This window comes from Nocardioides sp. JQ2195 (assembly GCF_012272695.1).
Classification (GTDB): domain Bacteria; phylum Actinomycetota; class Actinomycetes; order Propionibacteriales; family Nocardioidaceae; genus Nocardioides.
This window is the reverse complement of record NZ_CP050902.1, coordinates 2,359,010-2,378,144: the sequence shown is the minus strand read 5'-3', so window position 1 is coordinate 2,378,144 and position 19,135 is coordinate 2,359,010. Positions and strand designations below refer to the sequence as shown.

General features: G+C 70.7%; 16 protein-coding genes. 11 read left to right on the top strand and 5 right to left on the bottom strand.

Annotated elements, in window-relative coordinates; genetic code table 11:
* The first annotated feature begins 48 nt into the window (after window positions 1-48).
* Window positions 49-660, top strand: coding sequence for an NAD(P)H-dependent oxidoreductase (locus ncot_RS11255; RefSeq protein ID WP_168617686.1), 612 nt, complete (start codon window positions 49-51; stop codon window positions 658-660).
* Window positions 661-714: 54 nt separating this feature from the next.
* Here the strand turns inward: ncot_RS11255 and ncot_RS11250 are convergent, their stop codons facing one another.
* Window positions 715-1,527, bottom strand: coding sequence for a class II glutamine amidotransferase (locus ncot_RS11250; protein ID WP_168617685.1), 813 nt, complete (start codon window positions 1,525-1,527; stop codon window positions 715-717).
* A gap of 35 nt (window positions 1,528-1,562) precedes the next feature.
* On the opposite strand from ncot_RS11250, the gene ncot_RS11245 reads away from it, so the two are divergent.
* The 8 genes from ncot_RS11245 (at window position 1,563) to ncot_RS11210 (ending at window position 12,208) form a co-directional block, all read left to right on the top strand.
* Window positions 1,563-2,702, top strand: coding sequence for a glutamate--cysteine ligase (locus ncot_RS11245; protein ID WP_240937873.1), 1,140 nt, complete (start codon window positions 1,563-1,565; stop codon window positions 2,700-2,702).
* Between the two features lie 176 nt (window positions 2,703-2,878).
* Window positions 2,879-3,271, top strand: a complete 393-nt coding sequence (locus tag ncot_RS11240; RefSeq protein ID WP_168617684.1) for a hypothetical protein — start codon at window positions 2,879-2,881, stop codon at window positions 3,269-3,271.
* Window positions 3,272-3,921: 650 nt separating this feature from the next.
* A complete protein-coding gene (locus ncot_RS11235; protein ID WP_168617683.1) occupies window positions 3,922-5,442 on the top strand; it encodes a DUF3375 domain-containing protein in 1,521 nt (506 codons plus the stop codon).
* On the top strand, window positions 5,439-6,161 hold the full coding sequence (locus tag ncot_RS11230) for a DUF4194 domain-containing protein (protein WP_168617682.1): 723 nt from the start codon (window positions 5,439-5,441) through the stop codon (window positions 6,159-6,161). The genes ncot_RS11235 and ncot_RS11230 overlap by 4 nt, the downstream gene beginning before the upstream one ends.
* Window positions 6,158-9,766: an SbcC/MukB-like Walker B domain-containing protein gene (locus ncot_RS11225; RefSeq protein ID WP_168617681.1), complete on the top strand. Its 3,609-nt coding sequence runs from the start codon at window positions 6,158-6,160 to the stop codon at window positions 9,764-9,766. Before ncot_RS11230 ends, ncot_RS11225 begins: the two co-directional genes overlap by 4 nt.
* 11 nt (window positions 9,767-9,777) lie before the next feature.
* Window positions 9,778-10,806: an arginine deiminase-related protein gene (locus tag ncot_RS11220; RefSeq protein WP_168617680.1), complete on the top strand. Its 1,029-nt coding sequence runs from the start codon at window positions 9,778-9,780 to the stop codon at window positions 10,804-10,806.
* A 136-nt stretch (window positions 10,807-10,942) separates the two neighbouring features.
* A complete protein-coding gene (locus ncot_RS11215; RefSeq protein WP_168617679.1) occupies window positions 10,943-11,149 on the top strand; it encodes a DUF3099 domain-containing protein in 207 nt (68 codons plus the stop codon).
* 27 nt (window positions 11,150-11,176) lie between these two features.
* Entirely contained in the window at window positions 11,177-12,208 is a 1,032-nt protein-coding gene (locus ncot_RS11210; RefSeq protein ID WP_168617678.1) for a hypothetical protein, read from the top strand.
* 159 nt (window positions 12,209-12,367) lie between these two features.
* Here the strand turns inward: ncot_RS11210 and ncot_RS11205 are convergent, their stop codons facing one another.
* The 3 genes from ncot_RS11205 to ncot_RS11195 all read right to left on the bottom strand — a co-directional run bounded on the left by ncot_RS11205 (window position 12,368) and on the right by ncot_RS11195 (window position 15,228).
* Window positions 12,368-12,991 (bottom strand): vitamin K epoxide reductase family protein, encoded by a 624-nt coding sequence (locus ncot_RS11205; protein WP_168617677.1) that lies wholly within the window; start codon window positions 12,989-12,991, stop codon window positions 12,368-12,370.
* A complete protein-coding gene (locus ncot_RS11200) occupies window positions 12,988-13,869 on the bottom strand; it encodes a thioredoxin domain-containing protein (RefSeq protein WP_168617676.1) in 882 nt (293 codons plus the stop codon). Before ncot_RS11200 ends, ncot_RS11205 begins: the two co-directional genes overlap by 4 nt.
* Before the next feature lie 234 nt (window positions 13,870-14,103).
* Window positions 14,104-15,228: a hypothetical protein gene (locus tag ncot_RS11195; RefSeq protein ID WP_168617675.1), complete on the bottom strand. Its 1,125-nt coding sequence runs from the start codon at window positions 15,226-15,228 to the stop codon at window positions 14,104-14,106.
* Window positions 15,229-15,449: 221 nt separating this feature from the next.
* Here ncot_RS11195 and ncot_RS11190 point away from each other — a divergent pair, with 221 nt between their 5' ends.
* The gene (locus ncot_RS11190) at window positions 15,450-17,027 is read left to right on the top strand and encodes a DNA polymerase ligase N-terminal domain-containing protein (RefSeq protein WP_168617674.1); all 1,578 of its coding nucleotides are present in this window, start codon (window positions 15,450-15,452) and stop codon (window positions 17,025-17,027) included.
* Window positions 17,028-17,090: 63 nt separating this feature from the next.
* On the opposite strand, the gene ncot_RS11185 is transcribed toward ncot_RS11190, so the two are convergent.
* Window positions 17,091-17,987 carry a LysR family transcriptional regulator gene (locus ncot_RS11185; protein ID WP_168617673.1) on the bottom strand — a complete coding sequence of 299 codons (897 nt, stop codon included), beginning with the start codon at window positions 17,985-17,987 and terminating at the stop codon, window positions 17,091-17,093.
* A gap of 70 nt (window positions 17,988-18,057) precedes the next feature.
* Here ncot_RS11185 and ncot_RS11180 point away from each other — a divergent pair, with 70 nt between their 5' ends.
* On the top strand, window positions 18,058-19,116 hold the full coding sequence (locus ncot_RS11180) for a putative sulfate exporter family transporter (RefSeq protein ID WP_168617672.1): 1,059 nt from the start codon (window positions 18,058-18,060) through the stop codon (window positions 19,114-19,116).
* The last annotated feature ends 19 nt before the right edge of the window (window positions 19,117-19,135 follow it).

Here is a 19,135-nt window from a genome sequence, read left to right as displayed (position 1 = left end):
TGTGCAGGCCCCCCGGCATGACCGACCTCCGGCTGGGTACCAGACGGCATGACTGAACTGACCTGTCTGGTCCTGAACTGCACCCTCAAGAAGTCGCCGGCGGAGTCGAGCGCCGAGCTGCTCGGTTCGCAGGTGCTCGCCGCCCTCGGTGAGCACGGGGTGACGGGCACGATCGAGCGCGTCGTCGACCACGACGTACGTTTCGGGGTGAGCACCGACGAGGGCGACGGCGACGCCTGGCCCGCACTGCGCCGGAAGATGCTGGATGCCGACATCCTCGTGCTCGCCACGCCGATCTGGCTCGGACAACCCTCCGCGGTCTGCAAGATGGTGCTGGAGCGCCTCGACGCCGAGCTGTCCGAGACCGACGACCAGGGCCGGATGCTCACCTTCGGCAAGGTGGCCGGGATCGCGGTCGTCGGCAACGAGGACGGCGCCCATCACGTCACCGCTGAGCTGGCCCAAGCGCTGATCGACGTCGGCTTCACGCTGCCGGCCAGTGCGGTGACCTACTGGGTCGGCGAGGCCATGCAGGGGGTCGACTACAAGGACAAGTCGCCGACCCCGGAGCAGACGGCTGGGACCACCGCCACACTGGCCGCCCATGCGGCTCACCTGGCCGGTCTGCTCGCCCAGTCGCCGTACCCGGCGCAGGGTTGAGGGGTGTCCGTGGGAGGGGACACCGTGTGGATGACGCGGCAGGGGCCCGGGACGTCAGCTGTCGTCGACGTCGAGCGTCGCGATCGGGTCGAGCCGGGTGATCTCGCGGGTCGACAGGTCGACCATCACCGCAGTGTCCTCGGGCACCGGCGTCCACCCCGGCTGGTCGAGGCCGCTGGAGACGATCTCCAGCCCGGCATCGCTCTCCCGGTAGTCCATCGCGAAGTACTCCGTCGTGTGTCGCGGCGGAATGTCGTCCTCGTCGTCGAACATCGCGCGCAGCGCCCGCATGGGCGAGTCGGCACGGGAGTTGATGTGGATGGCGAACATGTGCGTCGGGGTGAGCATCAGCGCGTTGAGGCTGCAGCGCGGAAACTTCTTGATCAACGTCGCCAGGGCCCGGGTGACACCCTCGGCCTCGTCCCCGTGCTCCTCGACGCTCTGGTGGACGAAGTGGAAGTAGCGCTCGCTGTCGGTGTCGCCCCGCAGCTTCGCACGGGTCTCCGGCGTGAGCAGGGCCTCGAGCTCGGCGATGGGGGAGACATGGCCGTTGTGGGCGAAGGCGGCGCCGTCCTCGAGGAAGGGATGCGTGTTCCTCGGGCCGACGTCGATCCCGCCGGTCGCCCAACGCAGGTGCACCAGCCCCGCATGGGACAACGGCTCCTCGACGAGCATGCGGTAGGTCTCGTCGATGTCCGCCGAGCGTGGCGAGCTCGAGCAGCGGGTTCCCTCCGGTGTCTGCCAGGCCATGCCCCAGCCGTCGGAGTGGACTGCGGTCAGCGAGGTGAAGGCGGCCAGCCCTTCGTCGCCGAGGAGATCGGCAACGGAGTGGGGCGCATCGGTGACGTAGCCGAACAGACGACACATGGTCCTGTGGGTGCTTTCGTGGGGAGCGTGACGACTTGAGTGGAGATGCCACCGTCGGTACCCCGACCCCGATCCGGACAGTCGGGGTCGAGGAGGAGCTGCTCCTGGTCGACGCCACGACCGGTGCTCCCCGCTCGGTCGCCAGCCAGGTGCTCCGGGTCGCGAAGCGCCGCGGGGAGACGGGGGAGGCCAATGACGACGTCGGCGGCTCACTCGGACCCGAGCTGCAGGAGCAGCAGGTCGAGACCGACACGCCTCCGGTGCAGGACCTCGGACTGCTCGAGATCGAGCTCGGCCGGTGGCGGGAGAAGGCACGCGCCGCCGCCGCCGAGGCCGGTGCCCTGGTGCTGGCCAGCGGTACGACGCCCCTCCCGGTCCGCCCGCAGCCCGTCGACGACGAGCGCTATGCCGAGATCCGGGAGCGCTTCGGCCTGACCGCCAGCGAGCAGCTCTCGTGCGGCTGTCACGTGCACGTGTCGGTCGACTCCGACGACGAGGCGATCGGTGCCCTCGACCGGATCCGGCCCTGGTTGCCGGTGTTGCTGGCGGTGAGCGCGAACTCGCCGTTCTGGCAGGGCGGCGACTCGGGCTACGAGAGCTATCGCTCGCAGGTGATGACCCGGTGGCCGACCAACGGCCCGACCGAGGTGTTCGGCAGTGGTGCGGCCTACCTCGACCACCTGCGCCTGCTCACGGAGACCGGGGTCCCGCTGGACGAGGGGATGGCCTACTTCGACGCTCGGCCGTCGCGGAGCTACCCGACGCTCGAGGTGCGGGTCGCCGACGTCTGCCTCGATCCGCGGGACGCCGTGCTCGTCGCCGCTCTCTCCCGTGCCCTCGTCGAGACCGGGGCACGCGCCTGGGCAGCGGGGGAGGACGCGGACCCCGTGTCGGTGGCAGTCCTGCGCCTGTCGATGTGGCAGGCAGGCCGGAGAGGCCTGGGCGGCGAGCTGCTCGACCCGCTCTCCCACCGGCCACGACCCGCCGAGGACGTCGTCGAGTCGCTGGTCGCCCACGTCACGCCGGCGCTCGAGGCGACCGGAGATGCTGAGCGCGTCCACGAGGGCCTCGAGCGGGTCTTCACCAAGGGCACCGGCTCGGTGCGGCAGCGCGCGATCCTGGCCGAGGAGGGCCGACTGGACCGGGCGGTCGTGCGGTTGGCTGAGCTCACGTGACCGCGCCGGCGTGCGTCTCCCATCGGCGTCGCGATCTCCCATCGGCGTGCGTCTGCCATCCGCGTGCGTCTCCGATCGGCACCATGGCGACCGTCCACGGATGACTCGTTCGGGTCATCTCCGAACCGCCCGTGTGGTTGCCGGAGAGCGGCCCGTCCTCCTTCTAGGCTTGAGCCATGACGTCATTGGGGGCAGCACCGCAAGAGGATGAGATCACTCGTCTCTTCGAGGCGTCCCCGGACCGTCCGGTGCGGACCTCGGCCGCGTCGGTGTCTGCCTTCCTCCTCGGACTGGTCGCCATCCTCACGGCGCCGTTCACGCAGGCGCGCGGGCTCGCCCTGCTGGCCGGGGGAATGGCCCTCGTCGTGGTGGTCGTCGGCATGGCTGCCACGAGTCGTTCGCACGTCGCCGGCCGGGCACTGGTCGCAGCCGGTCTCTTCCTGGCCCTGGCCGCCCTGGTGGTGATCGGCATGGGCTATGCCGGGTTCGACACGACGTTCGGCGACGGTCTCGTGCCCACGTTGACGTCGTGGTTGGAGACGCTGCGTTCCACCTTCCGCCTGCCGTAGGCGCTCCTGCCCGCTCGTGCCTCGTGCCCGCTCGTGCCTCGTGCCCGCTCGTGCCTCGCGCCCGCTCATGCTCGTTCGTGCCTCGTGCCCGCTCGTGCTCGCTCGTCCTGGCCCGTCGCGGCTCATGCCGGGCTCGTTCCCGCTCGTGCCGGCCCGCTCCTCGACCTCATCTCACGGTCCACGGCTTTGCGCGCGATTCACTGTCACCTGGTGACAGTGAATCGCGCGCAACCGTGATCGACCGCTCCTGAGTCCTCGGCTGTTGCCCGCGCAGAAGGGCAGGTGGTCGCCACAGTCATCGCCGCGGAGCGAGCGGCGAGCACAGCAGCGAGTGTGCCGAGCGCAGCGGTGTGTGTGCCGAGCACAGCGGAGCGAGCGCCGAGGGCGGGCGGAGCGAGCGGCGGGCGGAGCGAGCGGCGAGCACAGCGGCGTGTGTGCCGAGCGCAGCGGTGTGTGTGCCGAGCACAGCGGAGCGAGCGCCGAGCGGCGGGCGGTGCTCACGATCTCGGATCGCCGTGCTGACCGCCCCGGACGGGGCGGGGGAACCTCCCGCGGGAGGGCTCTGGGATGCTGGGCGCCGCAACGGACGGCAAGCGGGTCGCTGGTGACGCGCCGGCGAGTCACTGGTGGAGTGAGCGGATCGAGGTGGAATGAGCGAGATCGAGGGAGAGCTGCAGCGCGTCAGGGGCGCGTTCGCGACGCCCACGCTCACCCTGCTGCACCAGCGCCAGGCACCCGTGGTGATCACGCTCTTCCGGTCGGCCTTCGGCCGCAGCAACACCCCGATCCCCACGGCTCGGTTGCACACCCAGGTCGAGTCCCACCTGGAACAGCTGCGGTCCGTGGGGGAGGAGGACCTCCCGAACGGCTCCGGCAAGGAGCTGTGCCACCGATGGATGCGCGGACAGTGGCTGGTGCGTGCGCTCGACGAGCGCGGCCGTGAGGTCTACACGCTGACCTCCCACGCCCAGCAGGCCCTGGAGCTGGTCAAGAACCTGACCCGTGACCGGGCCACGCTCAGCGAGCACCGGATCGCCACGATCCTCGGCACGGTGCGCCGGTTCAACGCCGAGGCCAACCCGGACCGCACCACGCGGGTCACCCTGCTCAACGAGGAGATCGCCCGACTCCAGGCGGAGCGCGACCGCTTGGTCGACGGTGCGGAGATGGTCAGCGCCACCGAGGACTACATGCACGAGGGCTACACCGAGCTGCTGTCGCTGATCTCCGCACTGCCCAGTGACTTCGCCCGGGTCGAGGAGCGCTTCGCGAAGATCCGGGGCGAGATCCTGGCCGCGTTCCGGGCCGAGGACCGACCGGCCGGCGACGTGATCGACGACTACCTGGACCGGGCCGACATGGTGATGACCCGCACCCACGAGGGGCGGGCCTTCGAGGGTGCCTTCGCGCTGCTGCGTGACGAGGCGCTGGTCACCCAGCTGCGCGAGGACCTCACCGCGCTCCTCGACCACCCGCTCTCCGACCGGATCCTCGGTGAGGCCGACCGCGCCGAGCTGCGCGGCACGGTCAGGCTGGTGCGTGACGGGCTCGACCGGGTGCTCAAGCAACGCTCTCGGGTGACCGCGACGCTCAAGGAATACATCGTCTCCCACGACGCTGCGCGGGACCGCGAGCTCGAGCAGACCCTGCGCCAGGTCGAGTCCGAGCTGATGACGTGGGTGGAGAACACCGGTCCGCGGGCCACGCACGACGTACCGCTCCTGCCCCCGCGGGTGAGTGTCGACCACCTCCGCGAGAGGTTCCACGACCCGGCTGACGACGTACTTCCCGAACGCATCGCACCACCCGCACCCGCCGACGTCCCGTCGCTGACGCTGGCCGAGCTGAAGGCCCAGGGTGGGCCGCGACTGGGTGAGCTGCGCCAGCGACTCGACGAGGCACTCGCGGACCTGCTGCCGGCGGACTCGCTCGGCGCCTTGTTCGGCCAGCTGGAGCCGGAGCTGCGGCGCCCCGTGGAGATCTTCGGTCTCCTGCACCTGGCCGCCGATCGCGGCTGGGTGAGCACGGACGACCCGGAGCCGTACGCCGCGCAGCGCCACGACGGCTCCCGGCGCACGTTCTCGGTGCCGCGGATGCCGATCGACGCGGGTGGCCCCGGCACCGCTGACCCTGATCACGCCGACGAGCAGAACAGTGAGCACCACGCATGACCGACGTCGTTGACGAGACCTGCCCCGACACCGAGCATTCCATCGACCCCGTGGAGGCATCGGGCGACCCGGAGGACACGTCGGTGTCGCTCTTCGAGGGTGACGAGGGTGGCCTCGAGCTGGCCCAGCGCCAGGCGCTGGTGACGCTGCTCAAGCAGCGCTTCATCAGCGCGCGCACACACCCCCGCGACTGGCAGGTGCTGGTCGACCACGAGCGTGCCCTCCGCTCACGGCTCAACGACCTCTTCCTCGACCTGCAGGTCGACCGGGCCCGCGAGGTGGCCTGGAAACGGCAGGCGGTCTCCGAGACCGGAAGCCGCTTTCCGACGTTGCTGTACGACGCACCGTGGTCGCGCGAGGAGACCATCGTCCTGGTCCACCTGCGCGACCGGTTGCGCTCCGGTGTGGCAGGTGGCGACACCCGTGTGTTCATCGACCGGGAGGACATCGTCAACCACGTGGCCAGCTTCCGCCCGCCGCACGCCACCGACGAGGCCGGTGACGAACGTCGAGCCAGGAACGCGGTGACCACGGTCGCGAAGTCGGGGCTGCTGATCCCCACCGCCTCCGAGGACCGCTTCGAGATCAGCGAGGCCGTCGAGCCGCTGCTGCCCCTGGAGCTGCTGGTCGAGCTGGTCGAGGCGCTGCAGAAGGCCAACGGTGCGGAGCAGGCCGGCGACGAGGCCGACGTCGAGCTGTTCGAGGAGGAGGCGGAATGAGCACGGATGACCTGGACGTGACCGGAGGGCTCGACACGTCCTCGTTCGCCGCTGCGTCGGACGACCCGAGCCGGGATCGGGCCGACGCCACCAACGACGGACGCGTCGACGAGTCGGAGCACTCCGAGGGGCTCTTCCTGCACCGCGCGGTGGCCAACCCAGTCGACGACACCGTGCAGTGGCGCGCGGCCCTGCTGCAGCTGGTCAACTGGGGTGGCTTCGGTGGCCTGACCACCATTCCGCTGCGTGGGGACGCGACGATGATCTCCGGGGCCTCGGGGGTCGGCAAGAGCACGATCCTCGATGCCTACACCGCGCTGATGATGTCGTCCGACACCAAGTTCAACGGCGCCTCCAACGACGCCGTCGCCGGCCGCGCGCGCAGCGTGGGCCAGCGCAACCTGCTCTCCTACCTGCGCGGTGCGGTGGACGTGGTCGACGATCCCAGGACCGGTCGGCCGGTGGAGAAGCTCCTGCGTGGCAAGGGGTCTGACACCTGGGGCGCCATCGCGATGACCTTCGTCAACGACCAGGGCGGTCGCTTCACCGCCCTGCGGACCTACTACGTCCCGCGACGTGCCACCCGGTCCAGCGACGTGCAGATGCGGTTGTTCTCGGTGGAGGGCACCGTCGAGCTCGACAGGCTCGAGGTCGCCGTTCCCGACAAGCTGCACGCGAACACGATCAAGAAGCTCTGGCCCGGCATCCGGGCGCACGGCACCTACGCCGAGTTCTCGGCCGTGCTGCACGCCCGTCTGGGCATCGGTGCCAACGGTGACGGCGCCAAGGCGTTGCGGTTGCTCTCCCGGATCCAGGGTGGCAACCAGGTCCGCAGCGTCGACGAGCTCTACAAGGACATGGTGCTCGAGCGCCCGGCGACGTACGCCGCGGCGGACCGAGCGATCGAGCACTTCGACGACCTCGACGCGGCGTACTCCGCGATGCGCACCGAGGAGGCCAAGCTCGAGCTGCTGGCGCCGATCGCGGAGCTCCACGAACGCCGCAGCGCCGCTGCCCGGCGCCTGGGGCAGCTCGACTCCTACGGGGTGACCGCTGCCGGCGACACACCCCTGCGCCTCTGGCTGCTGGGCACGCACCTGCGACTCATCGAGTCGGCCCTGTCCACGAACAGCCGCGCGCGTGCGGCCACGGCCGATGACCTGGCCAAGGCCGCCTCGGCGGAGGCCGCGCTGGTCGGCGACCTGGAGGCGGCCAAGGAGTCGCACCGGTCGGCGGGCGGCTCGACGCTCCAGTCGTTGGGCAACGCCCTGGAGCAGGAGAAGGTGGTGCGTGACGACAGGTTGTCGCGTCGTACCGTCTTGGCGGAGCGGATGCTGCCGCTGCTCGAGGCGCCCCTCGCAGCCGCCCCCGACGAAGAGTCGGGCACGTCCGTCGAGGTGTCCACCGACGAGGCCCTGTCCTCGGCGGTGGGCTTCGCTGCCCTGCAGGAGCAGGCGCGCACCTGGATGGCCGACTGGCAGGACAAGCACGACGCGCTGCGCACGGAGCGCGACGACGTGCTGCGCGGGGGCTATCCGCTGAACCAGCGGCAGGCGGAGCTGCGTCAGGAACGAGCCTCCCTGGAAGGACGTTCGGGTCGGGTGCCGGCGCGGCTCCACGAGCTCCGCGCCGCGGTCTCCGAGGCCAGTGGGATCAGCGAGGACCGCCTGCCGTTCGTGGCGGAGCTGATCGACGTCTCGGCCGACGAGTCGAAGTGGCGCACCGCCATCGAGACCGTGCTCGGTGCCTCGGCGCGCACCATGCTGGTGCCGATCGACGAGCTGGCCGGCTTCTCGGCCGGCATCGACGGGCTGCACCTGCGCGGAAGGCTGACCTTCGAGGGTGTCGAGCTCGACCTGCCCGCAGCCGAGCCGGCCGACCCCGAGCGGGTCGCCGGCAAGCTGGACTTCAAGGAGTCGCCGTTCTCGGGGTGGGTGCAGGCCCACGTCGCCGAGCCGTCGCGCAACGCACTGTGCGTGGAGACCGCTGCGGGACTCGACGGCGGCGGCCACCGTGTGACGGCCGCCGGCCAGACCCGCAAGGGACGTCGCGGCAGCCATGGTCGTGCCGACTCCCGCAGCATCATCGGCTTCTCCAACGACGACGCGATCGCCGAGATCGACGCCGAGCTGGCCTCCGTCGGTGAGCAGCTCGCCGCGCTCGACGACCGGGTGCGTGAGCTCGACCGCCGGGCCAGCGTGCTGGGGCAGCGCCACACGGCCTACGACGCGGTGGTCGCGGCGCGCTTCGACGACTTCGACGTCACCGGCAGCGACGAGCGGATCGCCGACATCGGCCGGCGGCGTCGCGAGATCCTCGGCTCCGACGACCAGCTGCAGGCCCTGCAGCGCCAGATCGAGGAGCTCACCACGCGCCTCGACGAGACCCGGCAGGAGCGGTTCGCGCTCGAGCAGCGACGCAACCAGCTGAACGAGGTGCACGGCCGCCTGGTCGACGACGAGGACTCGGTCAAGGACCGGCTCGAGGCGATGCAGCACTCCGGGCGGGCCGTGCTCACCGAGGAGCAGTCGGCCACGCTGACCGCCGACTTCGCAGCCGCCTCGGCGCCCGCCGATCCCGACGACCTCGATCGCTTCCCGGAGAACTCACAGCGGCTCGCCGAGAGGCTGCGCGACGCCGTGGGCGACGCCCACGCGGAGATCGAGCGGGCCGACGACGAGCTCGGTGCGATCTTCCGGATGTACAAGCTGCAGTGGGACGCGCCCAACCTCGGTGGCACCACCGAGTCGTACGCCGACTACGCGCGGATCCTCGAGGAGATCAAGCAGACCGGCCTGGCCCAGCGGCGCACGGAGTGGCGCCGGCGGCTCACCGAGTGGAGCGGGCAGGACCTGGTGCCGTTGGTGGGGGCGATGGCGGCCTCCATCGAGGAGATCGAGGACCGGCTCGAGCCGATCAACGCCATCCTGCGACGCCTCGAGTTCGGCGCCGAGCGGCATCGGCTGCGGATCCGGCTGCGCCGGTTGTCCCCGGCGCACGTGCAGGTCTTCCTCAAGGACCTGCGCGCGCTGTCGTCGGCCACGGCGAAGGACCTGGACGACGCCGCGCTCGAGAAGCGGTTCGCCGACCTGAGCCGGTTCATGCAGCAGCTGCGGCGCTCTGACCAGGCCAGCATCGGGCTCACCGACCGGGACCGGCTGCTCGACGTACGCCGTCATGTCGAGATCAGTGCGGAGCAGTACGACCACGTGACCGGCGAGCTGCGTGCGACCTACCGCACGCTGGGGGAGAAGTCCGGAGGTGAGAGCCAGGAGCTGGTGGCCTTCATCGTCGGCTCCGCGTTGCGCTTCCGGCTGGGCGACGAGATGCGGTCGCGTCCTCGGTTCGCGCCGGTGTTCCTCGACGAGGGGTTCGTCAAGGCCGACTCCGACTTCGCCGGCCGTGCGGTCAAGGCGTGGCGGGGACTGGGCTTCCAGCTGATCGTGGGGGTGCCGCTCGACAAGGTGACCGGCCTCGAGCCCCACATGGACGAGCTGTTGGCGATCACCAAGAACAGCGCGACGCACCAGTCCTGGATCACGCCGATCACGGACGAGTCCGACGCCGACTCCGTGCGTTCGGCTTCCACCGTCCCGATGGTCTAGATTCCGTTGTCGTGAGTGCCCAAGCCCCCTCTGCCGTCATCCTCGTCCGTGCCGAACGCTTCACCCCCAACCCGGTCACGTCGGCTGACAACGCCTTCCAGGCTGATCCGCCGGAGGGACAGTCGGCCGACGCCACGGCCGCCAGGGCGTTGGCGGAGATGGATGCCCTGGCGTCGGCCCTGAGGGAGGCCGGCGTCCGCGTGCACGTGTTCGAGGACGAGGACCACACTCGCCCCGACAGCGTCTTCCCGAACAACTGGCTCTCCACGCACGCCGGGGGCAACGTCGCGGTCTACCCGATGTATGCCTCCAACCGTCGCCACGAGAGGCGGGCCGACGTGCTGGAGATGCTGAAGTCGGACTATCGGGTCCAGACGATCATCGACTACTCCGGCCTCGAGCCCGACGGGATCTTCCTCGAGGGCACCGGCGCGATGGTGCTCGACCACGTGTCGCGGGTCGCCTACACGGCGGTCAGCCACCGGGCCGACACCCACGTGCTCGAGCGGTTCTGCACCGACTTCGGCTACGAACCGATGGCCTTCGACGCCGTCGACTCCGACGGCGTTCCTGTCTACCACACCAACGTGATCGCGTGTGTGGGCACGGAGGTGGCGCTCTTCGCGCTGGAGATGATCCCCGACCTGCGCCGCCGCGAGGAGGTCCGCGAGCGGCTCACGGTCCAAGGTCGCAAGGTCGTGGAGATCACCGAGGAGCAGGTGCGCGAGTTCGCCGGCAACGCTGTCGAGCTCTGCGGCCGTACGCCGGAGGGCAAGCGTCGCTACATCATGGCGATGTCGGCCCGAGCACGCGCCAGCCTGCGGCCCGACCAGGTCGCTGCGATCGAGGAGTCCTGCGAGATCGTCTCGGTCGACATCCCCACGATCGAGCTGGCCGGTGGGTCCGTGCGGTGCATGATCGCCGGCGTGCACCTCGACCACCGTCCGCCGGTCGAGCCCGAGCTGACCGAGGCCGTGGCCGCGATCAACGAGGACGCACCGGTGACCGCCGATGGCCGCGACGTGATGATCGAGGCCTGAAGCCGGGCTGGCCGGTTCGCGCAGTCGCCGTACCCGTCACCGGTGCGGCGCTGGTCCGGTGCCCGTCCGCAGGGACGGCGTGCCGACGCCTCGGGTGCACACTGGAAGGGTGCGACAACGCGACAGGACGCCCCGGGTGACCGACGCTGAGGAGTCCCTCTCGCACCGGCAGGCCAAGCGGCGCCGGGTCTACTTCGTGATGATGGGGACCTGCATCCTGCTGATCGTGCTGGCGTGGAACGTCGTGCGCCTTTGGTCGGTCCCCGCAGCGGTGGTCATGTCGGCTGTTGCCGCCGTGATCCCACCGACGGCCGCCATCCTCGCCAACCGGGACGGCGGCTAGGGCACGTCGTGGCCGTATCGTCTGCCTGTGCCCTCCTCGAAGCCGACCGCCGCGTCCCTCGCCAGCCAGCTGCTCGACGCACAGGTGCGCCACCACCTCGACCGGTTGGCAGGTGCCCACCTCGAGTCCACGGTGCGAGGCCTGGCGGATGACCTGATGGCGGTCGGCGGGCAGCACCAGCTGGCTGATCTGGTCGACGAGCAGGTGATCGCCGAGGTGGTGGTCCGGGCGTTGGCGACGGTCCCGGCCAGCGCGGCAGTCAGCGGGTTCGTCGACCTGGGCCTGCAGGTCGCGATGGATGGTCCGACCGAGCCGCACACGGTCGGTGACGTGTTCGACCGGGACCAGGTCGAGGCGGCCCTCGACGCAGCCCTCGGGCTGACCCCGGTGCTCGAGCGCGCACTCGAGCGGCTGACCGCCAGCCCCCTCGTGGGCACGATGGCCTCACGCTTCATGGGGCGCATCGTCGGTGAGGTGCTGCAGGCCAACAAGGCCGTCGCGGACAAGGTGCCCGGGCTCGGCTCGCTGATGTCCTTCGGCACCAACGCGGCCTCCAAGGTGATGGGGGCTGCGGACAAGCAGTTCGAGGGGCTGATCGGCGACACCATGGGCAGGGGTGGGACCTTCGCCGTACGCCGCCTGAACCGCATCATCGTGGAGACCCTGCGCGACCCGACGACGCGCGAGGCCTTGCTGCAGGTGTGGGACATGGTCGGGGCGGAGCCGGTCAACGGTGTCGGCGAGCACGCCAGCCGCGAGGAGGTCGCCAGCCTGGTCGACGCCCTCCACGAGATGGCGATCACCACCCTGGCCGATGAGCACGTCGCCGCCCTCGCCACCGTGGTGGTCAAGGGATTCTTCGAGCGGTTCGGCGGCTACACGCCCACCGAGCTGCTCGGGGAGCTCGACCTCGACCGGGAGGACGTCGTCGACGACCTGGTCCGGATCGCCCCAGGAGTCATCGACGCACTGCGTGAGAGCGGCGACCTGGAGCGGATCATCCGCGCGCAGCTCGAGCCGTTCTACTCCTCGGTGGAAGTGACCCGCCTGCTCGAGTGAGGCACGTCGGGCGGTGTGAGCCTCGTGCTGCGGCAGCCTGGGCGGTCGGGCCAGCCGGGCGGTCGCGGCAGCCGGGCGCCTGCCCCGTGGGCGCGTCACCAATCCGCGACTCGCGCATCAACCATCCGCGGCTCGCTCATCAAGGACACGCGGTCCGGGTCAGAGGTTGCTGGTCCAGAAGTCCCAGAAGCGAGCCAGGACCAGCACGGCGACACCGACGTACCAGAGGCCCACGACGGTGAAGCGCCAGTCCCACAGCACGCGCACCACCCGGCGTACGCCGTCGCCGGAGGCGACTTGCTCGACGGCCTTCAGGGTGAACCACCAGGCCAAGGGGATGGTCACAGCCCAGACCACCATGCACCAGGGGCACAGCGCACCGATGCGGTAGAGGCTCTGGAAGATCAGCCAGTGCACGAAGACCGTGCCGGCGATTGTGCCGATCGCGGCGCCGGCCACGATCGGCGTCGGGACCCGGCCACCGGCGGCAAGCAGCGCACCGAGGGTGAGGACGATGCTGAAGCCGACCACGCCCAGGAACGGGTTGGCGAAGCCGAAGACGGAGGCCTGCTCGGTGGCCATCACGGAGCCACAGGAGAGGATCGGGTTGAAGTTGCAGCTGGGCTCGAAGCTCGGGTCCTGCAGCAGCTTCACCTTGTCGACGGACAAGGTGAACGCGGCGGCCAGACCGAGGAACGACAGCACCGCCACGAGGATCCCCGTGGCGCGCCCCCAGATGATCACGCCGTCCTGTGCCTCGAGCACGGCCGCCTCCTCACTCACGAGGCCTGGGCCTCCTGCACGGCGGACTGGATCGCGCCGGCGGTGGGGTTGACGCGGTCGCCGTTGACGTAGACGCCCGGGGTGCCCTGGAAGTCGGCCTCGTTGGTGATCTCGTTGCTGGTGTAGTCGACCCAGCCCTCGTTCTTGTTGTCGTCGATGCAGGTGGACACGGCGTCCTCGTCGGCCCCGGACTCAACAGCCATCTCGGTGAGCCGGGAGTCAGGGAGACCGGCACCACCCTCGGCGGGCTGGTTCTCGAGCAATGAGTCGTGCATGGCCAGCCAGTTCTTCGGATCGTCCTGGACGACGCAGACCGCGGCGTTGAGCGCGCGGCTGGAGTACTCGTCGCTCGACATCCTGTCGAGGAAGGCGACCGGACGGAACTCCACGGCCACGTCGTCGCCGTTGGCATACCCGTTGATCAGGTCCTTGCTCTCCTGGTGGAGCGCCGCGCAGTGCGGGCAGGCGAAGTCCTCGACCAGGGTGACGGTCACGGGTGCATCCGGATTGCCGACGGTGATGCCGCCGTCGTCGGCGAAGCCGGTGGGTGCGGCCACGAAGTCGGGCTCGCTCGCCTTCTTGATCCCGATCACGACACCCACGGCGATCACCGCCACCGCGGCGAGGACACCGACCTGCACCAGGACCTTGTTGCGCCGCTGCTTGCGCTGCTCGGCCTCGCGGATCGCCTTCGCCCGCTCCCGGCGCTCCCGCTTGGCTGCCACCTTCTCGGCGTCGACGGGCTTCTTTGGCTTGTCACCGGGGCGCTTGCGGGACATCTCGTCGTCTACCTCGTCGTTCGTCTGGTCGGGGCGGGGGTACGGCGTCGACGGCCCCGGGAGGGCCATCTGGTTGAAGAATGTACTTGAATGGTTCAAGTCTCGGATCGATCCTCGCAGATCCCCGGCGCTGTCGAGCGCGGCCGCCGAATCTAGGGGCGGTGGCCGCCTCGACCGAACCCGGTGACCCGTCCTCCTGGTTCCTGACCGCCGGCTGTCGCTGCTGAAGATGGCGTTCGCGGTGCCGGCCCCACCGCCACCTCCACGACCCCGACGGCAGGCCGCGGCAGCCGCGGCGCGCAACAAGCGGCAGCTGCGGCGCGACAAGCAGTCCTAGCCGAGCTTGGCCGCGTCGATGCTCCACTCCAGCGTGGCGACCGGATCCTTGCCCTGCTCGCCGAAGCTCGAGGTGAGCGTCAGGTCGCCCTGCTCTCCCTCGGGCACCTCGAAGACGAACTGGGTGCTGGACCTGTCGCGCTGCCATGTGTCGATCGGGTCCGCGCCGTCGAGCGTGGCCGCTCGCTCGGTCACCGCTGCCGGGCTCTCGCCGGACAGTGCCAGCTGCTTCGCGGTGCGCACGTTGACCACCAGGAACTCCTGGCCGGTGTCGGCCCAGCCGAGCCCGTCGACGTACGGCGTGCGCAGGGTGCTGCTCACCGTGCAGGGCGCCGCGCCCGGCTGCAGGTCGGCCCCGGAATCGGTGCGCGTGAACGAGCCACAGGGGAACTGGTCGTAGTCCTGGTTGAGTGCTGGGACGTCGGCAAGGGCGGCTGCGTCACCCAGGTCGACCTTGCCGCTGGCGGCGTCGACGACCTGCTCCACGTCGCCGACGCGCAACACCACCTGCACGTCGGTGGGCTGGCCCGCGACGCTGAGCCAACGGGTCTCGCGACTCTGGAAGAGCCACGGCTTGGACGGGTCGAACTCGAGCCCGTCGGGTCCCTCGGTCAGCGAGTAGTCCGTGCCGTCCGCCCGCAGCAGCAGGTCCACGTCGTCGGCCGGGGACTTCGAGCTCAGTGCGAAGGCAACGGTGCCCTGCTTGCTGACCTCGACCCGGATGAAGCTGCCGCCGGCGGGTGCTGCGACCGCGGCCTGCTTCTTGGTGGCCGGGATCTCATCGACGGGTTCACCTGCGGCGACGTCGAGGCGGATCCACGGCAGCACGACCTCTCCCTCGTTCGTGAGGGGCTCGGCGGCAGCAGCGCCCTTCATCACCTTGCCGAAGGTGCCCGACGGCGTTCCGTCGACGCGGGAGTCACCGGGGTCGTCATCGCCGATGAGCTTGACGCCCGCGACGAGCGCGACCACCGCGACCACGGAGATGATCGCGATGAGGGCAGGGAGCCAGCGCGACGCGCCGCTCGTCCTGTCGGTGCCAGCTCGGTCGCTGCCCGTGCTCTGGGTGCCGGTGCTGTCGGCGCCAGTGGTATCGGCGCCAGTGGTCTTGGGGTCGGTCATGGCGGGGCTCCTCCCGGCGTGCGCCGGATCCGTCCGGTGCGTGTCGGTCGCGACCATTCTTCCATCCGACCCCAGCGCTGCCTGCGTGCCCACGCCGACCCGGTGCCGAGCCAGGGCCACGGGCGAGGTCCCGCCGGGGCCCCGTCGTGACGGGTCTTCCCGGTGCTGGTCGTTGCCGGTCCGGGTGGCGTGATCCGTCCGGTGTCGGGTACCGCTCCGGTATGGCCGACCTCCTCGAGACCTATCGCCGCAAGCGGGACTTCACGCGCACGCCGGAACCGGCCGGGGGGCGCGGTCGAGCACCGGGCGGCGACCGCTTCGTCGTCCAACGCCATCGAGCCAGCAGCCTGCACTACGACCTGCGCTTCGAGGTGGACGGCGTGCTGGTGAGCTGGGCGGTGCCGAAGGGCCCGACCCTGGACCCGGGCGTACGCCGCCTTGCCATGCACGTGGAGGACCACCCGATCGAGTACCTGCACTTCGAGGGCGTGATCCCGGAGGGGGAGTACGGCGGCGGCGACGTGATCGTCTGGGACACCGGCACCTGGGAGCCGGTGCACACCGACGATCCCGGCGCGGCCATCGCCCAGGGTGAGCTGCACGCCGAGGTGCACGGCGAGAAGCTGCGCGGACGCCTCGTGCTGGTTCGCCGCGGTGACCCGGACCGTGACAAGGACGAGTGGATGCTGCTGCACAAGCACGACGACCACGCGGTGGACGGGTGGGACCCGGAGGACCACCCCGTCTCCGTGCTCAGCGGGCGCACCAACGAGGAGGTCAAGGCGGACCCCCACCACGCCTGGCGTTCCGACGAGCCGGCCGCGGAGGCCGAGGTCTCGTTGCTTCCCGAGCAGCTCGACGACGACGCGATCGACGCCCTTGCCGAGATCGGGAAGGAGGGCACGTGGCAGGTCTTCGGTCGCCGGCTCAAGGTGACCAACCTGGACAAGGTGCTGTTCCCGGCGCGGGACGACGCAGAGCCGGTGACCAAGCGCGAGTTCCTTGCCTACGTGGCGCGGATCGCGCCGGTGGCCCTGCCCTACGTCGAGGGCCGCGCGTTGAACCTGCGACGCCACCCCGACGGCTCCGACGCCCAGGGCTTCTGGCACAAGCAGCGGCCCGACCACGCACCGAAGTGGCTCGGTGCGTGGGACAACCCCGAGGCGGACCCGGGTGAGACCACGACGTACGTCGTCGCCGACGAACCTGCGGCGTTGGTGTGGGCCGCCAACTTCGGTGCGCTGGAGTGGCACCCGTGGACCTCGCGGACCGAGGCACCGCACGAGCCGACGTACGCCCTGATCGACCTGGACCCCGGGGAGAGGACCACGTGGGACGAGCTGTTGGACCTGGCGCGGCTGCATCGCACCGCGCTCGACGAGCTCGGTGTGACCGCGGGCGCGAAGGTGACCGGCAAGCGGGGCATCCAGATCTGGGTGCCGATCGTGGCCGGCTACACCTTCGACGAGACCCGAGCCTGGGTGGAGAGCCTGTCGCGGACCGTGGGCAAGGTGCTCCCCGACCTGGTGAGCTGGGAGTGGGAGGTCAAGAAGCGCAAGGGTCGGGCGCGTCTGGACTTCACGCAGAACGCGATCAACAAGACGCTGGTGGCTCCGTGGTCGACGCGCCCGGCGCCGGGTGCGCCGGTCTCCGTGCCGATCACCTGGGACGAGCTGGACGATCCCGGCCTGCGGTCCGACGGCTGGACGATCCGGACAGTGCTGGACCGGTTGGAGGCGAAGGGTGACCCCTTCCGGGTCCTGCTGGGATCAGCGCAGGAGCTGCCGGTCTTCGAGTGATCACCCCGCGATGGCGGTGCTCAGCACGACCAAGCGGCTGGCAGCTCCCGGGCCCGGCGCGACTCAGCGGCCGGTGCGGTGCGCGATCCGGAGCAGCGCAGCCGCAGCGGGCTCGAGGGCGCGGTCCTTGCGCCAGATCGCAGTCAACGGCCGCTCCAGGTCGAGTCCGTGGGAGACCTCGACCAGCTCGCCGGTCTCGAGCGCGGGCCTGACGGCGTGGGGCGTGACCACGGCGGGTCCCATCCCCGCCTGCACGGCGCCGACCATCGCGGTGGTCGACGTGGCGACCATCGAGATCCTCGGCTGAGCGGCCAGGGCCCGCTCGAACGTGTCGCGGGTGCCACTGCCTTCCTCGCGTACGACGAACTCGGCCTCCAGCAGCTGCGAGCGGAGCAGGGGAGTGCTGCGTCGCGCCCACGGATGGTTCGGCGGGACCACCATGACGAGACGGTCGGAGCCGACGACGCGACGGGCCACGTCGGTGGCCACGATGCTGGTCTCGACGAACCCGAGCACGCAGTCACCCGAGCGGACGAGGCTGTCCACGGCATCGCTGTTGACCACCTGGACCCGGGGGTGGATGCCCGGCTGGGTCGCCCGCAGCTCGCCGATCCAGCGCGGCAGCATGAACTCGGCGATGGTCAGGCTTGCGGCGATGGGCAGGTCGTGGCCCTCCTGGCTGCGGTGGGCCCCGAGCGCGCGCAGGCCGCCCCGCACGGTGTCGACCTGGTGGAGCAGGTCGCGGGCCCAGGCGGCGACGGTGGTGCCGTCGGGCGTCAGTAGGGTGCCACGGGCCGAGCGCTCGGCGATCGTGAGCTGCCAGCGGGTCTCGAACGCGCGCAACGCCGCGCTGGCCGCGGGTTGCGAGATGCCCAGTCGGCGACCGGCAGCTCCGAGGCTGCCGGTGTCCTCGAGGTGGACGAGCAGGCGCAGCGCCTGCAGATCCAGCTCCCGACTCATAACCAACGGTTATATCCCACCTTCACCTCGGGGTCTACCGGCCACGGCCGCCGCCGAGGAGGGTGGCTGCATGAACTCGACCACGGCCTCCGCTACGGCTGGCAGCGCGCGCCAGGTCGACGCCCACCCGGCCACCGCGCCGGGGCCGGGGCCGACCCGGCCGGCACAGGTCCTGCGTTGGCTCGTCGTCACCGCACTCGCGGCCGGAGCATCGTTGCTGATCAGTCGCGAGCTTCCCCTGCTCGGGCCGCTGCTGGTGGCGCTGGTGCTCGGAGTCGTCTGCGCCAACCTGGGACCGGTCGCCCGCCACGTCGTCGGCCAGTCGCCACGACTCGACAAGCTCCTGCTGCGTTCCGGCGTGGTGCTCCTCGGGCTCAAGGTGGTCGTCGCCGATGTCATCGACCTCGGCCCGGGGGCGGTCGTGGTCGTGCTCGGCACCGTCCTCACGACGTACGCCGCCACACAGGTGGTCGGACGGGCGCTCGGGCTGGACCGGGAGCTGACCACGTTGATCGCCGCCGGCTTCTCGATCTGTGGGGCGGCCGCGGTGGCTGCGGTCGAGTCGTCGATCCGGGCGAGGCCGCGCGATGTCGGGCTGGCGGTCGCCCTGGTGACCGCGTTCGGCAGCGCCATGATCGTCGCCGTGCCCACGCTCGGGCACGTCCTGGGCCTGGACCGGCAGCAGACCGCGGTGTGGGCGGGGGCCAGCATCCACGAGGTGGCCCAGGTGATCGCGGCCGCGTCGTTGATCGGCGGCGGGACGGTGGCCCTGGCCACCGCCATGGCCGTCAAGCTGGCCCGGGTGGCGCTCCTGGTGCCGGTCCAGGTCGCCTCCGGCCGGATCTGCCACGGTCGCCACGGGAGCCGGCGCGGTCCTCTCGTCCCGCTGTTCCTGGTCGGCTTCCTGGCGGCCGTCGGCACCCGCGCCACCGGAGTCCTGTCCGCCGGGATGCTCGACCTGGCCAGTGACGTCACCACCTGCTTGTTCGCGGCCGCGATGTTCGGACTCGGCACCACGATCGTGGCGCGCCAACTGTGGCCGGTGCCCCTGCGAGCGCTGCTCCTGGCCGTCGTCTCGACGGTCGTCGCTGCCGGGGTCTCGTTGGTCCTCGTCGTGCTGCTGGGCTGACGCACGACGCGTTCCCGAC